At 64.1% G+C, this 19,571-nt stretch carries 12 protein-coding genes and 1 pseudogene; 5 read left to right on the top strand and 8 right to left on the bottom strand.

Features of this window, described 5'->3' with window-relative positions:
- Positions 1–528: 528 nt before the first annotated feature.
- The 6 genes from AB3X10_RS23095 to mutM all read right to left on the bottom strand — a co-directional run bounded on the left by AB3X10_RS23095 (position 529) and on the right by mutM (position 8,495).
- Positions 529–2,133, bottom strand: a complete 1,605-nt coding sequence (locus AB3X10_RS23095) for a glucan biosynthesis protein (protein ID WP_369977905.1) — start codon at positions 2,131–2,133, stop codon at positions 529–531.
- A gap of 58 nt (positions 2,134–2,191) precedes the next feature.
- Positions 2,192–3,154 carry a DUF4380 domain-containing protein gene (locus tag AB3X10_RS23100; protein ID WP_369981976.1) on the bottom strand — a complete coding sequence of 321 codons (963 nt, stop codon included), beginning with the start codon at positions 3,152–3,154 and terminating at the stop codon, positions 2,192–2,194.
- Positions 3,155–3,681: 527 nt separating this feature from the next.
- Positions 3,682–4,029, bottom strand: coding sequence for a low molecular weight protein tyrosine phosphatase family protein (locus tag AB3X10_RS23105; protein WP_369977907.1), 348 nt, complete (start codon positions 4,027–4,029; stop codon positions 3,682–3,684).
- A 152-nt stretch (positions 4,030–4,181) separates the two neighbouring features.
- Complete coding sequence (locus AB3X10_RS23110; RefSeq protein WP_369977909.1) at positions 4,182–7,028, bottom strand: protein kinase domain-containing protein; 2,847 nt, start codon at positions 7,026–7,028, stop codon at positions 4,182–4,184.
- A gap of 18 nt (positions 7,029–7,046) precedes the next feature.
- A complete protein-coding gene (locus AB3X10_RS23115) occupies positions 7,047–7,613 on the bottom strand; it encodes an ECF-type sigma factor (RefSeq protein WP_145704274.1) in 567 nt (188 codons plus the stop codon).
- Between the two features lie 69 nt (positions 7,614–7,682).
- Positions 7,683–8,495, bottom strand: a complete 813-nt coding sequence (mutM, locus tag AB3X10_RS23120) for a bifunctional DNA-formamidopyrimidine glycosylase/DNA-(apurinic or apyrimidinic site) lyase (protein WP_369977911.1) — start codon at positions 8,493–8,495, stop codon at positions 7,683–7,685.
- A 442-nt stretch (positions 8,496–8,937) separates the two neighbouring features.
- Between mutM and AB3X10_RS23125 the strand changes: the two genes are divergently transcribed.
- The 5 genes and pseudogenes from AB3X10_RS23125 (at position 8,938) to AB3X10_RS23145 (ending at position 17,584) form a co-directional block, all read left to right on the top strand.
- A complete protein-coding gene (locus AB3X10_RS23125; RefSeq protein WP_369977912.1) occupies positions 8,938–13,734 on the top strand; it encodes a DUF6531 domain-containing protein in 4,797 nt (1,598 codons plus the stop codon).
- A complete protein-coding gene (locus AB3X10_RS23130; protein WP_369977914.1) occupies positions 13,722–14,174 on the top strand; it encodes a hypothetical protein in 453 nt (150 codons plus the stop codon). Before AB3X10_RS23125 ends, AB3X10_RS23130 begins: the two co-directional genes overlap by 13 nt.
- A 33-nt stretch (positions 14,175–14,207) precedes the next feature.
- Positions 14,208–14,524, top strand: a pseudogene (locus AB3X10_RS23135) (RHS repeat-associated core domain-containing protein); the annotation flags it as partial.
- Positions 14,525–15,468: 944 nt separating this feature from the next.
- Complete coding sequence (locus tag AB3X10_RS23140) at positions 15,469–16,482, top strand: DUF4034 domain-containing protein (protein WP_369977916.1); 1,014 nt, start codon at positions 15,469–15,471, stop codon at positions 16,480–16,482.
- A 424-nt stretch (positions 16,483–16,906) separates the two neighbouring features.
- On the top strand, positions 16,907–17,584 hold the full coding sequence (locus AB3X10_RS23145; protein ID WP_369977918.1) for a hypothetical protein: 678 nt from the start codon (positions 16,907–16,909) through the stop codon (positions 17,582–17,584).
- Positions 17,585–17,952: 368 nt separating this feature from the next.
- Here AB3X10_RS23145 and AB3X10_RS23150 read toward each other — a convergent pair whose 3' ends face one another.
- On the bottom strand, positions 17,953–18,288 hold the full coding sequence (locus tag AB3X10_RS23150; RefSeq protein WP_369977920.1) for a calcium-dependent protein kinase 21: 336 nt from the start codon (positions 18,286–18,288) through the stop codon (positions 17,953–17,955).
- A gap of 56 nt (positions 18,289–18,344) precedes the next feature.
- Entirely contained in the window at positions 18,345–19,541 is a 1,197-nt protein-coding gene (locus AB3X10_RS23155; protein WP_369977922.1) for an acyl-CoA desaturase, read from the bottom strand.
- Positions 19,542–19,571 lie beyond the last annotated feature (30 nt).

Genomic DNA, 19,571 nt, shown 5'->3' on the forward strand with positions numbered 1-19,571 from the left:
ACAGTGCATCCCGGCTTGCTCTACGCAAGCCTCTGTAGGAGCGGCTTCAGCCGCGACGAGCGAAGCCCGGCAGTTTCAGCGCACCGCAAAAAAGCATCGGGGTTGAAACCCCTCCTACAGTGCACCCGGCCTGCTCTCCGCAGATCCCTGTAGGAGCGGCTTCAGCCGCGACAAGCGAAGCCCAACAGTTCAGCGCACCGCAAAAAGCATCGGGATTGAAACCCCTCCCACAGTGCACCCGTCTTGCTCTCCGTAGCTCCCTGTAGGAGCGGCTTCAGCCGCGACGAGCGGAGCCCAACAGTTTCAGCACACCGCAAAAAGCATCGGGGTTGAAACCCCTCCTACAGTGCACCCGGCCTGCTCTTCGCAGATCCCTGCAGGAGCGGCTTCAGCCGCGACGAGCGAAGCCCGGCAGTTTCAGCGCATCGGATTGCGCGTCGCCACCGATCAGCCACCACGCGCAACAGGCCAACGCACACACCGATGCCGCCCGGCGATACCGCGCCGGGCGACATCGCCCGGCCGTACTCAATACAGCTTGCGCTCGGCCGCCGGCGGCGGCGTCCACTGGTACAGCCAGGTCTCGGTCAGCGGCTTGTCGCCGGCGCGCAGGAACAGGCGGATGTCGATCTGCTGGGTGCCCTCGTCCGGCGGCACCACGTCGAACATCGCGCGATAGCCGGAGAGTTCGTGCAGCGGCCGCGCCGAGACGATCTCGGTGCTGCCGCGGCTCAGCTGCAGCACCGCCTCGACCTTGGCGTCCTTGTCCTTGCCCAGCGCGGCCAGCTCGCCGCCGACGAAGTCCACCGCGAAGCGCCAGGAGAAATGGCTGCGCTTCTGCCCGACCACGCCGCCCAGGCCGGTGCGCGTGGCCACGCAATGCGCCAGCGGCGAAGACGCCGGCGGCTGCGCGCCCCAGTACAGGCGATAGCCGAACAGCAGTTCCTGCCCGGGCTGCGGCTTTTCCTGCGGATTCCAGAACGCGACGATGTTGTCGAAGGTCTCGTCCACGGTGGGGATCTCCACCAGCTGCACCGACCCCTTGCCCCAGCCCTGCTTCGGTTCCACCCACAGGCACGGGCGCTTCTCGTAGTACACGCCGTCGTCGTGGTAGTGGTCGAAATTGCGGTCGCGCTGCAGCAGGCCGAAGCCGCGCGGGTTCTCGTCGACGAACATGTTGAAGCGCAGCTGCGGCGGATTGCACAGCGGCCGCCAGATCCATTCGCCGCCGCCGGTCCACATCGCCAGGCCGTCGGTATCGTGGATTTCCGGGCGCCAGTCCCAGTCCATGCGGCGGTCGTTCTCGCCGACCTGGTACATGCTGGTGCACGGCCCCAGGCCCAGCCGCTCGATGGTCTTGCGCGGGTACAGCGCGCTGTCGATGTCCATCAGCAGCACGTCGCCGTTGGTGATCGCGAAGCGGTAGGCGCCGGCCACGCTCGGCGAGTCGAGCAGCGCGTACACCACCACCGTGTCCGAACCGGCCTTGGGCTGCTCCAGCCAGTAGGCGATGAAGTCCGGGAATTCCTCCGGCCCGCCGGTGCCGGTATCGATCGCCAGGCCGCGCGCGGACTGGCCGTACTGGCCTTCCTTGCCCACCGCGCGGAAATAGCTGGCGCCGAGGAACGCGGCGAAGTCGCGGTCGGTGTCCTGCTTGGTGTTGAGGCGGAAGCCGGCGAAGCCCAGCTCCTTGGGCAGGTGCTTGCCCTGCAGGCCGCTGCTGCCGTAGTCGAACGCGGCGCCGTCGTAGGCCAGTTCCTGCGCCTGCCCGTCGACCAGGTCGAACATGTGCACCGGCGACTTGAAGTACAGGCCCAGGTGGAAGAACTTGGCCTGGAACTTCGACGCCTTGTCCACCGCCCACAGCGCGTGGTCCTGGCGGTAGCGGATCGACTGGTACTGGTCCCAGTTCAGCGCTTCCAGCGGTCCAGGCAGCACCCGCTTGTGGCTCTGGTACGGCGCCTGGGCCATGGCCCGGGCGTGGCCCTTGAGCCAGGCATAGTCGAAGGGCTGCGGCTTGCCCAGGCGGCGCAGGCCGACCGCGGGCGAGGCCTGGCCGAGCATCGGCATCGCGGGCAAGCCCATGGCGGCGAAGGCGGCGGCGGCGTTCTTGAGGAAATCGCGTCGTTGCATGGGCCGGATCGAAGCGGAAAGGGGCTCCATCATAGACAAGCCGCGTTAAACGCGAGAGCTACTGCGTGGTGCAGGCCCCCGCCAACGCCAGCGCCGCGGCGTGCCCGCACAGGAAGCTGCGCTGCTGCGCCGGGTCGTCGCCGCCGGCATAGTCCAGCAAGGTCCACTGTTCCTCGGCCTGCATGCGCTGGCCCGGCGCCAGGCTCCGGTACGGTGCGTGCACCTCCATTTCCAGCAGGCCGCCGCCCGGGTCCGCCACCGACGCATCCAGGTAGAACTCGACCTGGCCCTGCTCGGGATGGATGCGCGCGCGCGGCTGGTGCGCGAAGCGGATCACCCAGGCCTGGCCGCCGGAAAAGGCGGCGATCCAGCCGGCCGACGGCTGCAGCAGCAACTTGCCACGCTGTCCGGCGCTGCCCGGCGGCGCGGCGGCCAGCGCCATCACCCCGTCCTGCAGTGCGTACTGCGGCGGCGCGTAGCCGGCGCCATCGCTGGGCTGCACGCGGATGTCGGCGGCGGCCGCAACCGGCACCAGCACCCGCGTGGCCGCGCTGACCCGGGTGTTGAACCACAGGTCCCAGGCCACCGCGGTCTTGCGCACGTTCCGTGCCTGGACCTGCAACACCACGCTGTCGGCGCGCTGCGGCGACAGCGCGAAGGTCTTGAGCAGGCGCACGCCGCTGACCGGGCTGTCCACGCCGCGCAGTTGCAGGCGCTGCGGCGAGCGCGCGACGACGCTGGTGGTGGCGAAGCTCAGGTACGGGTCCGGCGGCCAGTTCGCATGCGCCGCACGCCGCGCCGGATTGGCGTCCTGGTGTTGCCACCAGGCGCTCTGCGGCCCGACCCAGACGTCGTGGCCGAAATACGGAATATCGTCGGCGCTCGCGCTGACGGTCGGCAACGGCTGGCGCTGCACCGCGTCGCCTAGCTTGATCAGGTTCGGTCCACCGCTGCGCTGGAAGCCCAGCACGCGCCCGCCCAGGGTCGGCGTCACCGTGAACCGGACCACGCCGTTGTCCATGTTCCAGGGCGCAGTCGCATCGGTGCCAGGCGCAGGCGCAGTTGCCGGGGCGGCGGCGGCGAGCAGCGGCCAGGCACCGAGAAGCGCGAGCAGCGCCGCGCGCGGGCGCCACCGTCCATTCTGCGTATCGGTGCGCATGGCGAACCTGCGATCGAGGAAGGAAGCGCGATTGTGGCGGCTATGCGGCCGCGGCGACAGTCGCTCGCCCGCGCAGGCGCGCCGTTGCGCTCGACGCACTCCGGCCGTCGCGCCTGGCGCAGGCGCATGCGCGGCTTCGGCAACGGATTGATCCGAACACCTGCACGTATCGCAGCAGCGAAGACGACGGTCGCCGCGATCTCGGTCGCCATTGGCCAAGTCCTCGAACAGGTGCCGCAGCTCCGCCGCTTCCCGGCGCAGGGTGGCCCGGGAACGATAGGTGGCGCTGGTGCCGCCATGGCGCTCGGCCGTTCGGCAAGCATGGCGCTCGCTGCTGCGCCCGCGACGTCACCGGACGGGTTGCGCCGCGCGCCCGCGCGGTGTGCCGCTCAAGGCGCCGGATGACGGCGCGGCAGGTGCGGCGTCACCGCCTGCTGCAGCCGCCGGACCAGCGCCGGATCCATGAACGCATAGTCGTCGGGGATGTCCAGGCAGACGACGCGCTTGCCGCCCAGATGGCGCTGGAACGCGGCCGCCAGCTTGCTGCGGTGGCGCCGTTCCATCACGAAGATCAGGTCGGCCCAGGCCAGCAGCTCCGGCGTCACCGCGGTGTCGGCATCGGCGTTGACCCCGGCCGAGGCGGTCTCGATGCCGGGCCAGTCGGCGAACAGCTGCTCGGCGGTCGGGCTGCGCAACCGGTTGCGGGCGCACAGGAACAGGACATGGCGAACGGGCACGGCGCGGCGGGTCGGAGGGCGGTGGCCAATGGTAGCGGCGATCGCCGGCCGTTCGCAGACGCCGATCCCGGCAGGCAGGCCGCCGTCGCCGCCAAGGACGCAGGTCCGCGGCCGCCGCGGCCGCGCTGCGAGCGCCGTTTCGTGGTCGAGACTCACCGCGCGGCGGTCAGCACCGCCGGAGCGCCGCAAGCCGCACTCAGCCCCTCCACCTCGTGCACCAGCGTGCCGCCCTGCGGCTGCGCCTGCGCCAGTTCGCGCTGCAGCGCCTGCAGTTCGCCACGCCCGCTGCCGGCGCCGTTGCGGCGTTGGCAATGGAGTTCGGCGGCGTAGGCGCGGGCGCGCCAGCGCAGCTTGCGGCTCTCGATGCCGTCCCCGCCCAGCCGCGCCTGCAGCTCCAGTTCGCGCAGCGCCTGCGTGTCGCGGCCGAGCCGGCCCAGGTTGCGCGCCCAGGCCACGCGCACCGCGCGGGTGCGTGGATGGGTCGGGCCGTAGCCGCTTTCGGTGCGGCGCAGCGCCTGCGCCAGCAGCACGTCGGCCTGCCGCGGTTCGCCCAGCGCGGCACGCGCCTCGGCGATCAGCCGCTCGCTGTCGCCGACCGCCGGATTGTTCTGGCCCAGTTGCGCGATCCAGCGCGCGCGCGCTTCGTACAGCGGCGCCAGCGCATCGCGGTAACGGCCCGCGGCCGACAGCGCCAGGCCCTGGTTGAGCAGCATGTACGGCAGCAGCGCCTGGCTGTCGGGCGCGCGCAGGATCGCGACCGAGCGGTCCATGTCGGCGATCGCCTGCGCATCCTGGCCGCGCTCCAGTTCCAGCATCGCCAGCGAACTCCAGCTCATGCCGGTGTCGCGATGCGCCGGCCCCAGCCGCTCCACGGTCAGCGCATGCGCGGCGCGCAGTTCGCGTTCGGCGATGTCCAGGCGGCCCTGGTCGATCATCACCGCCGCGCGCAGCCGCCGCAGCCCCAGGCTGACCGGGTGGCGATCGCCGTTCAAGCTGCGCGACAGGGCCAGCGCCGCGCTCACCGCCTGCTCGGCCTGGTCGACGTCGCCGCGATCGCGGTAGGCCACGCCCAGGCTGCGCAGCAGGTTGACGCTGAGCGGATGCCGCGGTCCGGCCTGGCGGTCGAGCAGGGCCAGGGCCTGCAGGTAGCCGGCGATCGCCGCATCGGTGTGGCCGACGTCGCTGTCCATCGAGGCGATGTCGGTCATGCTCTCGACGATGCCGGCCGGATCCTTCAGCACGTCGCGGTGCAGCGCCAGCGCGCGCTCGAACCAGGTCCGCGCCGGCGCGCGTTCGCCGAGCACGCGCCGGCAGCGCCCCAGCTGCGAGAAGAAGCCGGCGGCCTGCAGCGGCAGCTGCGCCTGCGCCTGCTGCGCCTGCGCCGCCAGCGGCTGCAACACCGCCACGCACTCCTGCGAACGGCTCAGCAGGCGCAGCGCGCGGCCGTGTTGCGCCGCCGCTTCCAGGCGCAGCGCCAGCGGCACGTCGTCCTGCGTGGCCAGCAGCGTGCGCTGCCGTTCCAGCAGCAGCAGCGCCTCGCGATAGTCGCCCAGGCCGATGCGCAGGCGCGCGATCACGCCCTGCAGTTCCGCCCGTGCCAGCGGCTGCCGCAGCAGTTCGCGTTCGCCGCGCTGTTCGCCGCTGGCGAGCAGGCCGCGCAGGTCGAAACCGTCGCCGCGCTGCGCGTTGCCGGCGCGATCGAACAGGCCGATCACGAAATCCTGCATGGCCTGCGCGCGCACCGTCTCGCGGTGCGCCTCGCGCACCTGCCACAGCGCCACGCCGACCGCGCCGAGCAACGCGGCCGTGGTCGCGCTGCCGATCAGCAGGCTCCAGCGATGCCGCTGCAGGTACTTGCGCAGGCGGTAGGCCACGCCCCGCGAGCGCGCCTGCACCGGCCGCCCCTGCAGGTAGCGGCGCAGGTCCTGGGCCAGCGCCTCGGCCGAGGAATAGCGCTGCGCCAGCGGCTTCTGCAGCGCCTTGAGCAGGATGTTGTCCAGGTCCCCGCGCAGCCGCCAGGCCAGGCGCCGCGCCTCGGCCGGATCGCGCTGCCCCTGCTGCGCGGCGCGCACCACGGCCGCCGACGGCCGCGGCGCCTCCACCGCCAGGATCGCGCGCTCCCATTCGGCATCGCTGCTGCGGCGCAGGTGGTAGGGCTTCTGGTCGGTGAGCAGTTCGTACAGCACCACGCCCAGCGAATACACGTCGGTCATTGTGGTGATCGGTTCGCCGCGCACCTGCTCCGGCGCCGCGTAGTGCAGGGTGAAGGCGCGGATCTCGGTGCGCGGATGCGGATCGGCCGCGGCGTCGGTCTCGGTGTCGAGCAGCTTGGCGATGCCGAAGTCGAGCAAGCGCACCTCGCCTGCGGCGTTGACCAGGATGTTCGACGGCTTCAGGTCGCGATGCACGATCAGGTTGGCGTGCGCATGGCTGACCACCTCGCACACCTGCAGGAACAGCTGCAGCCGCGCGCTCACCGACAGGTGCAGGCGCTGGCAGTAGTCGGTGAGCGGCTCGCCTTCGACATAGGCCAGCGCCAGGTAGGGGCGCCCGTCGTTGGCGATGCCGGCGTCGAGCAGCCGCGCCAGGTTCGGATGCTCCAGCCGCGCCAGGATCTCGCGCTCGCGGGTGAAGCGCTGGCGCAGCGCCGCGTCGGCATAGCCGGGGCGCAGCAGCTTCAGCGCGACCTGGCGCTGGTACAGGCCGTCGGCCCGCTGCGCCAGCCATACCTGGCCCATGCCGCCTTCGCCGAGCAGGCACTCCAGCGCGTACGGCCCGACCCGGCTGCCGGCGCACAGGCACTCGGTGGCGGTGGTCAGCAACGGCTCGCTGAGCAGGTCCGCGCCGGCCGCGTCCAGCGCCAGCATCCGCACCAGTTCGTCGGCCATGGCCGGGTCGTGCGCATGCAGCTGCGCCAGCCGCGCCGCGCGCATGTCCGGGGCCAACTCCAGCAATTCGTCGAGCAACGGCGACAGGCGTTGCCACTGCAGCGCATCCATGCGTGCTCCTTGTGCGTCCTAGTGATCCTGCATCGCCGCCAACAGGAAGATGCGCGCCTTTTGCCAGTCGCGGCGGATGCTGCGTTCGGAGCGCTGCATCAGCTCGGCGATCTCCTGTTCCGACAGCCCGGCGAAATAGCGCAGCTCCACCACCTTGGCCAGGCGCTCGTCGATCGCCTGCAGCCGGTCCAGCGCCACGTCCAGCGCCAGCAGGTCCTCGTCCAGGCGCACCCCGCCGCTGTCCTCGGGAATCTCGGCGACGCGCTTGAGGTCGCCGCCGCGCTTGCGGGTCAGGCGGTTGCGCGCGTAGTCCACCACCACGCTGCGCATCGCCGAGGCGGCGTAGGCGAAGAAGTGCGCGCGGCCGTCGAAGCGGGCCATGCCGTGCGCGCCGAGCAGCTTCAGATAGGATTCGTGGACCAGCGAGGTCGCATCCAGGGTCTGGCTCTGCTGCCCGGCCAACTGGCGCCGGGCCATGCTGTGCAGCTCCTGGTAGAGGGTGCTGAGCACACGGTCCAGCGCCGCGCGGTCGCCGCCGCGCGCGGCATCCAGCCACACGGTGATCTCGGGTGCGGTCTCTACCACGGCGGTCTCTCCTCCGGCCGGGATTCGCGCGGACTATAACGCGGGCCGGCGGCCAGCGGCTGCCGTCCGTCAGCGCTGGCAGCTCCCGCACCAGACGCTGGCGCGCTGGCCGATGCTGGCATGCCGCAGCGGCCGGCCGCAGCGTTTGCAGGCCTCGCCCTCGCGGCCGTAGACCGCCAGTTCCTGCTCGAAATAGCCCGGCGCCCCGTCCGGGCTGATGAAGTCGCGCAAGGTGGTGCCGCCACGGGCGATGGCGTAGCCGAGGATCGCCTTGGCCGCCTCGGCCAGCCGCGCATAGCGTGCCCGCGAGACCTCCCCGGCCTCGCGCAGCGGACTGATACCGGCCTGGAACAGGCTTTCGGCGGCATAGATGTTCCCGACCCCGACCACGATGCGTTGGTCCATCAGGAACGTCTTTACCGGCGCACTCCGGCCACGGCTGCGCCGGAACAGGTAATCGCCGTCGAATTCGTCCGACAGCGGCTCCGGCCCGAGTTCCTCCAGCAGCGGGTGGGTCTGGCCCGGCGCCTGCCACAGCAGGCAGCCGAAGCGGCGCGGATCGTTGAAGCGCAGCACGCGCCCGTCTTCCAGGCTGATGTCGACATGGTCGTGCGCCCGCGGCGGCGTGTCCCCGGGCAGCACGCGCAAGCTGCCGGACATGCCCAGGTGCAGCAGCGCGCTGCCGGCGGCGGTGTCCAGCAGCAGGTACTTGGCGCGGCGGCGGATGCCGTCGATGCGCTGCCCCGGCAACTGCTGCGCCACCTCCGGCGGGATCGGCCAACGCAGGTCCGGCCGGCGCAGGATCACGCCATGGATGCGCCGCCCCAGCAGATGCGGCTCCAGGCCGCGCCGGGTGGTTTCTACTTCGGGGAGTTCGGGCATGGGGGTGGAGTGCGATGGTCGGTTGAGAAGGCGAGCCGGCGGAATGTATCACCGTCGCCAAGAGGATTTATTGGTGCGCCTCGCAAGCGCACTACGACAACCGTCTGTTCGCCGATGCCTGGCGCCGGATCGGAAAGAGCCTGGAGCCGATCAACTTCGTTCGCGAACCCGTACATCAATGTCCGGAGCAGCGTTGACAATTTCGGATCACGTTACAAATGCGACGCCCAGCATGTTCGGCTGTGAATAGGGATGGACAATTCCTCTCACATTTGACGTGGTGTGCCTGTTGCGACTGGTTGCAGTGTCTTTCGATTGACAAAGTAGCGTGCTAAAGGTATCAACGTCGCCAATGCTAGGACGCAGCGTGCCGGTGGGCACCAGATATGGGTAGGGAGCAACTCGACTTGATCTCAAGAACGTTTCTAGCAACGGCATCTGCATGCATGCCGTCAGAGTTGTGCCCGTTCTGCAGGCTCATATCGAATTGACGCGCGCAGACGTGACTCCAAGATTTTACTTCAAGGATTTCAGGGATATGTATCAGGCAGGAAGCGACAGTCACGCCATCTACAAGTCAGCGCTCAAATATTCGAGGAGTTTATTGCTGCTGGTGAGCATGTTCATGCCCATGCTGGCTACGACTGTCGCCGCGGAAGAAAGCAAAAGAACCTGGACACTACTCGATCAAGATGGGCAAACCCACGGTCCGTACAAGACCCAGGACCAAGCTGCCGCTTCCATCAAGAATTTGCCAGATCCCAGTCCTTATACTCCCGGTTTCTATAAGTATGCAGATCAAATAAAGAGTCGGGAAATTTCCCAGAATGGGGAGTTGAAGATCACGTATTGGAATGGAAAAGAACAACCTACGGATCCAGACTGGGAATATCCGGTCGGTGCGCAGGACTATGCGACTGAAGACGAGGCTATCAAAGAACTGGTAAGCATCGCCAATGCGAGCAATAGCCCATGTCCTGCCACTGCTAAGCTTACTCTTTTGGGAGACTGGGACTACAGCCGCACTGGTCCAGGTGACGATGGCGGCGAATGGGGGAAAAAGCCGTATCAATTGGACTACACCCGTAGATCCGGTAGCGATTGCGTACCCCGAAGCAGTACCTCAGAACTTGCGCGACATAGAAAGACTGAGTGCTCGATCGAAAAATTCATGTCGTGGCGAGACAAGTACCAAGCGTGTGTCAACGAGTATGCGCTCGCGTTCGTAGTGACCAAAACGCTCGAACGCGGATGCGGCTACGAGGGCAATCCCTGCGACACAAAGACCGGCGATAAATACCAGATCGAAACGGATTTCGATCTCGGCTGGATTGCTTTCGAACGCCATTATCATTCCGGCATCTCCAATGCCTCCGGTGGCTTTGGGTACGGCTGGACGCACTCGCATGATCTACGCTTGTCGATCGCCGACGATTCTCTGGGCCTGACCGATGGCGGCGGCTTCCACACCCGTTACCGCAAGTCCGGCGACGCGTACTTTGCCTCCGACAGCAGCGGCAACCGCATCGTCGCCGATGGCGGCCTTTGGAAACTCTACCGCACCGATAGCGTTCTCACCTTCGATGCCGACGGCCGCTTGCTGGAACGAAACAATCAGGACGGCACCAGCCTGTCCTACGATTACGATGCGATGGGCCGCCTGAACGCGATCCTTCACTCCAGCGGCCGCACGCTGGAGTTCCATTACGACTCAACGGCCGAGAATGCCTCGATCGTTGCTGTCAGCGCGTCGGGCGTCCAGCTCGTCAGCTATACCTACACCGCCACTGGCCAAGTCGGTACGGCAACCTATCCTGGCGGCGGCAACCGCGCATATCACTACGAAGACACGCGCTATCCCAAGAATTTGACCGGCATCACCGCCGAGGACGGACGTCGCTACAGTTGGTTTGCCTACGACGACGAAGGCCGGGTGATCTCCAGCCAGCATGACGGCGGCGCGGACGGTATCACCTTGAGCTACACGCCTGCAGGCGGGGCTATCGTCACCGATGCGCTCGGCCATCAAACCAACTACGGCCTAGCCGCAGGCGCCGCCAATGGTCCGCCGCGCAAAATCGGCGATGTTGTCGACAACGTGGGTACGCTCAGCACTACGTATTACGATGAATCGGTGGATTTTCGGCGCCGCGTGGATACCGTCATCGATCGTAGTGGAGTGCAAACCAAACATAGCTACGCCGAGGCCGTCGATTCGATAAGCGGTCTTCCCGCAAGCACGCATACTGCTCAGCAGGCAGTTGGCTTGTCAGGTGCGCGCGACAGCGTGGAGACCCGCGATCTCGCGAGCAATCGTGTGATCTTGACCCGGGATAGCAATCGCGAGACGCGCTTTACGCGCAATCTGCGCCTGCAGTCCACTAGCGCTGTGGTCAAGGACATCAGCAGTGGCAAGCTACGTACTACGACATATAGCTACTGCGAGGCGGATGATGTCGCCTCCGGTAGCAGTTGCCCGCTGCTCGGCTTGCTGAAGGCTGTGGATGGGCCGCGCACCGACATCAGCGACACTGCCAGCTACGCGTATTACCCATCAGACGATGCGACCTGTGCCAGCACTCCAGCCACCTGCCCGCACCGCAAGGGCGACCTGTGGAAAGTCACCAACGCCCTGGGCCAGGTGACGGAGTACCTGGCCTACGACGGCGCCGGCCGCGTGCTGTCGGTGAAGGACGCCAACGGCCTCATCACCGACTTTACCTACCACCCGCGCGGCTGGCTCACCGCCAGCAAGGTCCGCGGCACCGACGACAGCAGCGAGAGCGACGACCGCATCACCCGCATCGACTACTGGCCGACCGGCCTGGTCAAGCAGGTCACCCAGCCGGACGGCGCGTTCACCGCCTTCACCTACGACGCGGCGCACCGCCTGACCGATATCGCCGACAACGCCGGCAATACGCTGCACTACACGCTGGACAACGCCGGCAACCGGGTCAAGGAAGACACCAAGGACGCGTCGGGCACGCTCAAGCGCACGCTGTCGCGGGTCTACAACCAGCTCGGCCAGCTGGCCACGCAGGCCACCGCCAGCGGCGACCCGACCGACTTCGGCTACGACGCCAACGGCAACACCACGGCGGTCACCGATGCGCTGGGGCACAAGACCCAGAACGACTACGACCCGCTCAACCGCCTGGCGCGCACGCTGCAGGACGTGGGCGGCATCGCGGCCGAGACCAAGTTCGGCTACGACGCGCTGGACAACCTGACCAAGGTCACCGACCCCAAGGGCCTGGACACCACCTACGCCTACAACGGCCTGGGCGACCTGACCAAGCTCACCAGCCCGGACACCGGCGTCACCACGTACACCTACGACAGCGCCGGCAACCGCGCCACGCAGACCGATGCGCGCAACATCAAGACCACCTACAGCTACGACGCGCTGAACCGGCTGACCAAGGTCGCCTATCCGACCACCAGCCTCAACGTCACCTATACCTACGACGTCAGCCAGACCACCTGCGCCAGCGGCGAGACCTACGCCATCGGCCGCCTGGCGCGCATGCAGGACAGCAGCGGCAGCACCGACTACTGCTACGACCGTTTCGGCGACCTGGTGCGCAAGGTGCAGACCACCAACGGCAAGGTGTTCGTGCTGCGCTATGCCTATACCAAGGCCGGCCAGCTCAGCCGCCTGACCTATCCCGACGGCGCGGCAGTGGACTACGTGCGCAGCGCCCAGGGCCAGACCACGGAAGTGGGCGTGACCCCGGCCGGCGGCACGCGGCAGGTGCTGCTGGGCAACGCGACCTATTACCCGTTCGGCCCGGTGGCGAGCTGGTCCTACGGCAACGGCCGCCCGATGCAACGCGTGCTGGACCAGGACTACCGCCCGCTGGCGGTCAGCGACACCCGCAGCGACGGCCTGAGCACCGGCTTCGCCTTCGACCCGGCCGGCAACCTCAGCGCCCTGACCGCGGCCGGCAACACCGCCCCGGTGGTGAGCCTGGACTACGACGCCCTGGGCCGGCTGACCGCGTTCAAGGACGGCCCGACCGGCACGGTGATCGACGGCTACAGCTACGACGCCACCGGCAACCGGCTCAACGCCAAGGTCAACACCGTCACCCAGAGCTACACGTACCCGACCACCAGCCACCGCCTGAGCGCGGTGGCCGGCACCGCCCGCACCTACGACGCGATCGGCAACACGCTGTCCATCGGCGGCACGGCGCAGGAGTTCGCCTACGACGCCACGGGCCGGATGAGCCAGGCCAAGCGCGCGGGCACGGTGGTGATGAAGTACGGCTACAACGGCCGCGGCGAGCAGGTGCGGCGGGTGGACAAGACCAACACCTACACGCTGTACGACGAGAGCGGCCACTGGCTGGGCAACTACGACGCCAACGGCGCGTCGCTGCAGCAGGCGATCTGGCTGGACGACCTGCCGGTGGGCGTACTGGCCAAGAACAGCCTGCGTTACGTGCAGCCGGACCACCTGGGCAGCCCGCGGGCGGTGATCGACCCGGTGCGTGACGTGGCGATCTGGACCTGGGACTTGAAGGGCGAAGCGTTCGGCAACACCCCGCCGGACCAGGATCCGGACAAGGATGGCACCGCGTTCGTGTTCGATATGCGCTTCCCGGGGCAGCGCTATGATGCGGCGACGGGGTTCAACCAGAACTACTTCCGAGACTACGATCCGGGCACAGGGCGTTATGGGCAGAGTGATCCGATTGGGTTGAAAGCAGGTATAAATACCTTTGCTTATGCTGATTCAAATGCTGTTTTGAATTTTGACTTATATGGACTTGAATCTGTTGGCTCTTTTAATAACGGCGGGCATAAGGTTTGGTGGGAGACGGGCACGAACATTCGAGGGCCTGATTTTGTCAAGGTCTCATTTGGCTACGGGCCTGGAACGCTATCTTTTGCGCGCGGCAGAAATGGAAGGGTTTATATGAGTAAAGGTTTGGCTAAAATATACCCGCATTTTATATCTGCTGGAGTTACGGCTAGTATTGGCTGGGCAAATCAATGCGATACTCCCAGTAGTTCCAAGCTTGACAATTTGTTTACCGGGCCTGGATTAGCGACTTTCGGAGCCTATGAAGTAGTAGGTGGGGCTTACAGTCATTCCCCAGGTGCCGGATCCACAACAGAAATTGGTGTTGGAGCTGGTGTTTCTGCCACTAAGGGTAGCAAAGCAGGCGGTTTCGGCGGCGAGTTGGGAGAAGTTATAAGTAACGATGGATGGGGGTGGACGTGGTGAAGGTGCTCAAGCCGGCGTTTTTTTTGCTTATATTCCTTTGCATTGGATATGGGCTTTATATTTCTTACGTGAAATCTAAGGGTTACGATCCCTCTGGAAGGCCAAGCATAAGTCATCTAAAAAAAGAAATTGCGCCTTTTTCGGACAATTTTGGCGGGGTTCCTATCACAGCCTTTGATAGGGTGAGCATTGTAGGTGTCTCGTCTCAGGGTATTAGATTGGCCAATAAGGATTCTTTGCCTTTAGTGGAGTTCAAAAAAAAAGCATTGAGCCTTGGTTGGGTTGAGTCGACACCAACAAAATCGCCGTATTCGAGAATATATAATTTTTGTAAAAAACGTTTGATGCTATCTCTGGAGCAAGTTGAAAATAGTTACTGGACTTATGGAGTCATTTGGACATCAGACAGTAAAAGTGAACATTATTGCAACCGCGATTAGATATTTCTTTTGTGGCGATTTTCACTTCGTCACCACCTAGGCAGTCCGCGCGCGGTGATCGACCGGTGCGCGACGTGGCAATCTGGACCTGGGACCTGAAGGGCGAAGCCTTCGGCACCACCGCACCAGACCAGGACCCGGACAAGGACGGCACCGCGTTCGTGTTCGATATGCGCTTCCCGGGGCAGCGCTACGATGCGGCAACTGGGTTCAATCAAAACTACTTCCGGGACTATGAACCTCGTATTGGGCGGTATGGGCAGAGTGATCCGATTGGGTTGAGAGGAGGAACTTCTTCTTACCTTTATTCGTTAGGCACACCGACTCGGTTCTATGATCCATTTGGACTGGAAGCCGTCTGGGATACTAAGACTTGCGCAGGTCAACTGGGTCTAACGACCTGTGATGGAAAAGGAGGCTTCATGGTAAGTAACTGCAACAATGGCTGCGACCGTGAATGCACGCAGCGCCATGAAGAAGAGCATAAAAGATTTTTAAAAACCGTACATCCGGGCGCATGCTTGGGCCGCCCGCTCGGGGCCGCTCCTTGGCCCCAGAATTACACTGCTGATAGCGAGGCTTATGCGCGTGAGTTTCATGAAACCGAGTGTAGAGCTGATGCCATCACCATTGATTGCATCTCAAAAATTAAGAAGAAAACCCCATTGGATGCGAATACCAAACGCAATCTTCTTGAAGCTGTCAAACGTCGGGAGTCTAAAAAATGCGAAGACTATGGGTTTTGATTTTTTTAGCTTCAATGATGTCAAGCGCTTTTGCAGACGAGGCATGCCACACTTCCCTTGGAGTAGACCATAATTTTCCCGCTGCAGTTAAGAAAGAACTCAAGAAGCAAAAAATGGAAAAAATTCCAGCTAGTGCACAAGACGGTGTGTGCGACATACGTGACTTGGTATGCTTTGCCGCCAGGTTTCCCGCCATCGCAGCCTTGGCCGCCTGGAGTTATGAAGCTTGTTTCATGGAACACAAAGAGGAATAAGGCAGAAATTCTTTAGTGTTTTGAGTCTCGCCTTGATGATCAGAGTCACTACAGATAATCGCGCGCTAGAAAAATGGACCAGAGGGAATATCTGTTTGAAGTGAATATTTTCTCTGGCACCTTTGATCGTCCACACGCCGCCCGATTCCCACCCGACGCCTTCAGCTGCGTGGGTCGCGGGCGCTGGGCGGAGACACGCCAATGTGCGCGGGCGGAGCAAGCCGGCGGCAGCATCGTATTGGAGCCTCCCATATCCGTTAAGGAAGCACGATTTTTTCAAGGAGAGCAGGGGCAATGAGCTGGACAAATCATCGCGTGTTGACTGCGTTTCTATTTGTCGCCGCCTCGATGCTTTCCACGCAGGCATCGAGCGAAGAGATACAGGAACGCACATCGATTCTCGATAGCACGAAGGAGGCGCTCAAAAAGGGCGACTTCGCAGCGCTCGAGCAGCAGGCCACGCAATTCCGAACGCGGCAAACCCGTACCTCCAGCGGCGTCTGGAAATTGAGTGTGCTCCATGGCGGCGTCGATCGCTATTTCCTCATAGGTACGTACGACGAGGCGACATGGGCGGAAAAAGAACAGACCGCCAAAGGCTGGATCGCGGCATATCCGAAGTCTCCGACCGCACGGTTGGCGTACGCGGAGTGGCTGTCCAGACGCGCCTGGAGCCATCGCGGCGGGGGCTATGCGAATACGGTTCGACCGGAGGACTGGGCACCGTTCAGAGCCGGAATCGAGGCGACGAGACGCTATCTGGAGGACAACAAGAAGATCGCATCGTCGGATCCGGAGTGGTACGTCAAGATGGAATCCGTCGCCAAGGCGCAGCAGTGGGACGATGCCCGTTTCCAGAGCTTGATCGATGAAGCGATGACGCGGTATCCCGAGTACTACGAGATCTATTTCCACGCGATCGAGTTCTATTCGCCAAAATGGGGAGGCAGTGCGGCCGACATCGAACGGTTCACCAGGATGGCGATGGAGCGCACTCGTGCGCGGGAAGGAAAAGGGCTGTACGCACGCATCTATTGGTACGCCTCGCAATCGGTCTACGACGAACGACTGTTCAGCGAGTCGCTTGCACGCTGGTCGACCATGCGTGCGGGGATCGACGATGTGCTCAAGGTCTATCCGGATGAGTGGAACCTGCAGAATTTTGCCCGCTTCGCCTGCCTCGCTCGCGATCGCGAAAAGGCCTTCGAACTGATCGGACGCGTGCGGGGCCCGACCTACATCATGGTCTGGAACAACGAAGAGAATTTTCAGCGTTGCAAGAGCTGGGCGTTGCAGAGCGTCATCTAGGCGTCAGCGGTGGACGGCGGCGTTGGGCAACGGCGAGGAGACACATCGAACTTACCTGCAGAACTAAACGACCATGCGCTCTTCCTCGCACCGTAAACTGGCCGCGATGTACTGTTTTCTCGCCTTGGCGATGGTCGGTATTCGAAGCGATGCGACCGCCGTCTGTTTCCTTTCGATGGCGCTGCTGCACCTTTCCTTAAGTGCCAAATCGTCCAGGTGACGGAACCCACGTCTCAAGCCCCAAGCTAAGACCCGACATGGACGACATGGGCCGGGTCAACCTCTCGCTGCGGCGGCGCCGCCAGCTCCCTGGCGCTGAGATAACCATCGCCATTGCCGTCCTGTTTGCGAAAGCGCGCAGTCAAGGTGGACTGGTGCTGGACTCGGCTGATCGCCTTGCCGCGGCCGCCATGGCACATCTTATATGCAGGGCAACTGGGGGAAATGGTTTTTTGCCGGTAGCGACCCCTGGGTATTTGCACATGAGGCTGGGCATATAATGAAATTCGAGTATGGTGGACGATTTGACATGTATGACGTCATATCTCAAAATCCGAGGCGGTCTAAAGCGGTTCAAGGTTGGGAGGGGAATATAATGGCGGACCCATTCGGGCAACCTGATGACAGGGTCAGGGAAATAATAAAGAAAGAGTTGAATTGCAAAAAAAATAAATCATGCCGCGCTCTTTTCTTTATAGCCTTTTTCTCTGGTTGCGCATCCGCTCCAAATCCTCAACTGAGCGTGCCGGAATATCCGCGCGAATTGGATAGGATGGAAGAGGGGAGATTATTTGAAATACCAATGAGCGGCGATGGGAGAGCAAAGGAAATTCTTGCTGGCCGTGAATTCGTAGAAATAACGGGTCATGAATTGAGGTTGCTGGATGCACCAAGTTTTTTCTTGAGTCAAAAGCACGTTTATCTTGTGAGATCCATTAGGGATGACGGTTCAGGAAAATATTCTGCTTTTTTTAGGGATGGCCATTTGATTCTTCTATATACCAACTTTGGTAGTTGCGGCATACGATCTACTGGAGCCGTACTTGTGGCCACACAGAGCGTTTTGAAGACCATGTCGAGCGACTGTTCGGGAATCCTTTGAGAGTTTCGGTACCTTACCCTGCCGGACAAAGATCCGGACTGGGACGGCACTGCCTTCATGTTCGATATACGGTTTCCCGTGGCAGCGCTACGATAAGGCCGAGCACCATTGGAATAGTGAAAGAGAGGTGTTCGTGCTGCGCTACTTCGATGAAAACCATCGTTAACACATCTCAGCAGGGCGCTTTCCTGTGATAACAAGGGTTGATTAAAGTAAGTGTGTTAGTGCGCGGCCTATTTAAGCAAAGCATTGCGCCGCGGATGCAGTCAGATTAATAAGCGTTTCGTAGTCATTTTTTATGGACAAAGAACTGGCTGCATGGATGGAAGAAAGCACAAGAAAGCGGACTTGGGAACGAAGCGACGCGTTCATCTCGGCGGCGCCGCCAACTCCCTGGCGCTGAGATAGCCGTCGCCGTTGCCGTCCTGCTTGCGGAAACGCGCGGTCAAGGTCGCCTGGTGCTGGGCGCGGGTGATCGGCTTGCCGCGGCCGCCGGGGAGTTCGGCGGGGCTGAGCACGCCGTCGTGGTCGAGGTCGCGCGCGTCGAAGGCGTAGCTCATCCAGGCCAGGTATTCGTCCAGGCTGACGCGGCCGTCGCCGTCGCGTTCCATGCGTTGCAGATAGCTCCCGGTGCTGTCGACGACTTGCGCGCCGGCGCTGGCGATCGCGCCGCTCAGCGCCGTCAACAGGACGAACGCTGCCATGAACGACGAACGCCGCACGAGGCGGCGTTCGCGAGGCGTCTGCGGGACACCGTGGCTCATGCCAACGCGTAGCCCTTCAGGCGCGCGGCATAGGCCTGCAGGGCGGCGATGCCGCTGGCCTCGGCGTCGTGGCACCAGGCCTGCAGTTGCTTCAGGCGTTCGCTGGCGTCGTGGCTGCGCGCTTCCAGCAGGGCGGCCAGGCGCGCGCGGTGTTCGACCAGGGTACGCATGCGCGGGCGCTGCGCGACCCAGTGCTGCAGCTGTTCGCGCGCGTCCGGCTTGAGCCAGCGGCCGTCGTCGACCAGGCCCTTGCGCAGGCGCCGCGGCAGCAGCTTGCGCAGCTTGGCGCCGGCCTGCGCGGCTTCTTCCTTCAACGCCGGGGCGAACACGTTGCGCTGGTAGTCGGTCATCGCCTGGAAGCGGTGCGAGAGCAGCGCGCGCAGGGTGTCGGCGTCGGGCACGGCGATGTTCGGGCGTACGTCCAGGGTCGGCGCCACGCGCAGGATCCTGGCCAGGCGAAGCGCGGCCAGGGTGCGGATCGCGACCCAGCCGATGTCCAGTTCCCAGCGCCGCATCGAGAAGCGCGCCGAGCTTGGGAAGGCGTGGTGGTTGTTGTGCAGCTCTTCGCCGCCGATCCACAGCGCCCACGGGGTCAGGTTGGTCGAGGTGTCGGCCGATTCAAAGTTGCGGTAGCCCCACCAGTGGCCAAGGCCGTTGACCACGCCGGCGGCCCAGAACGGGATCCAGGCCATCTGCAGCGCCCACAGCGCGATGCCGGGCAGGCCGAACAGCAGGAAATCGACGGCGAACAGGGCGATCGGCCCCCAGTTCGCATGCGGGGTGTACAGGCGGCGCTCGATCCAGTCGTCCGGGGCGCCCTTGCCGTACTGCTCGATGTCGCCGCGCATGGCGCGCGCCTCGCGGTACAGCTCCACGCCGCGCCAGAACACGCGGCCGATGCCCTTGGTCTGCGGGCTGTGCGGATCCTCCTCGGTCTCCACCTTGGCGTGGTGCTTGCGATGGATCGCCACCCACTCCTTGGTGATCATGGAGGTGGTGAACCAGGTCCAGAAGCGGAAGAAGTGCGACAGCAGCGGATGGAAGTCGACGCCGCGGTGCGCCTGGCTGCGGTGCAGGTACAGGGTCACCGCGAAGATGGTCAGCTGGGTGAACACCAACAGCACCGCCAGCATGCCCCACCAGCCGAGGTCGAACAGGCCGGAGCTGAGGAAGTCGAGAATCGCGTCGGACATTGCCAGAACTCCAGGCGGTGAAGGCGTGCG

Origin of the sequence: Xanthomonas sp. DAR 80977, from assembly GCF_041240605.1 — a bacterium.
GTDB classification, from domain to species: Bacteria; Pseudomonadota; Gammaproteobacteria; order Xanthomonadales; family Xanthomonadaceae; genus Xanthomonas_A; species Xanthomonas_A bundabergensis.

Excerpts from the sequence above, each read along its gene's own strand:
- AB3X10_RS23095 (WP_369977905.1), bottom strand. The coding sequence starts at position 2,133 with ATGCAACGACGCGATTTCCTCAAGAACGCCGCCGCCGCCTTCGCCGCC.
- AB3X10_RS23100 (WP_369981976.1), bottom strand. The coding sequence starts at position 3,154 with ATGGACAACGGCGTGGTCCGGTTCACGGTGACGCCGACCCTGGGCGGG.
- AB3X10_RS23110 (WP_369977909.1), bottom strand. The coding sequence starts at position 7,028 with ATGGATGCGCTGCAGTGGCAACGCCTGTCGCCGTTGCTCGACGAATTG.
- mutM (WP_369977911.1), bottom strand. The coding sequence starts at position 8,495 with ATGCCCGAACTCCCCGAAGTAGAAACCACCCGGCGCGGCCTGGAGCCG.
- AB3X10_RS23125 (WP_369977912.1), top strand. The coding sequence starts at position 8,938 with ATGCATGCCGTCAGAGTTGTGCCCGTTCTGCAGGCTCATATCGAATTG.
- AB3X10_RS23140 (WP_369977916.1), top strand. The coding sequence starts at position 15,469 with ATGAGCTGGACAAATCATCGCGTGTTGACTGCGTTTCTATTTGTCGCC.
- AB3X10_RS23145 (WP_369977918.1), top strand. The coding sequence starts at position 16,907 with ATGCAGGGCAACTGGGGGAAATGGTTTTTTGCCGGTAGCGACCCCTGG.
- AB3X10_RS23150 (WP_369977920.1), bottom strand. The coding sequence starts at position 18,288 with ATGGCAGCGTTCGTCCTGTTGACGGCGCTGAGCGGCGCGATCGCCAGC.
- AB3X10_RS23155 (WP_369977922.1), bottom strand. The coding sequence starts at position 19,541 with ATGTCCGACGCGATTCTCGACTTCCTCAGCTCCGGCCTGTTCGACCTC.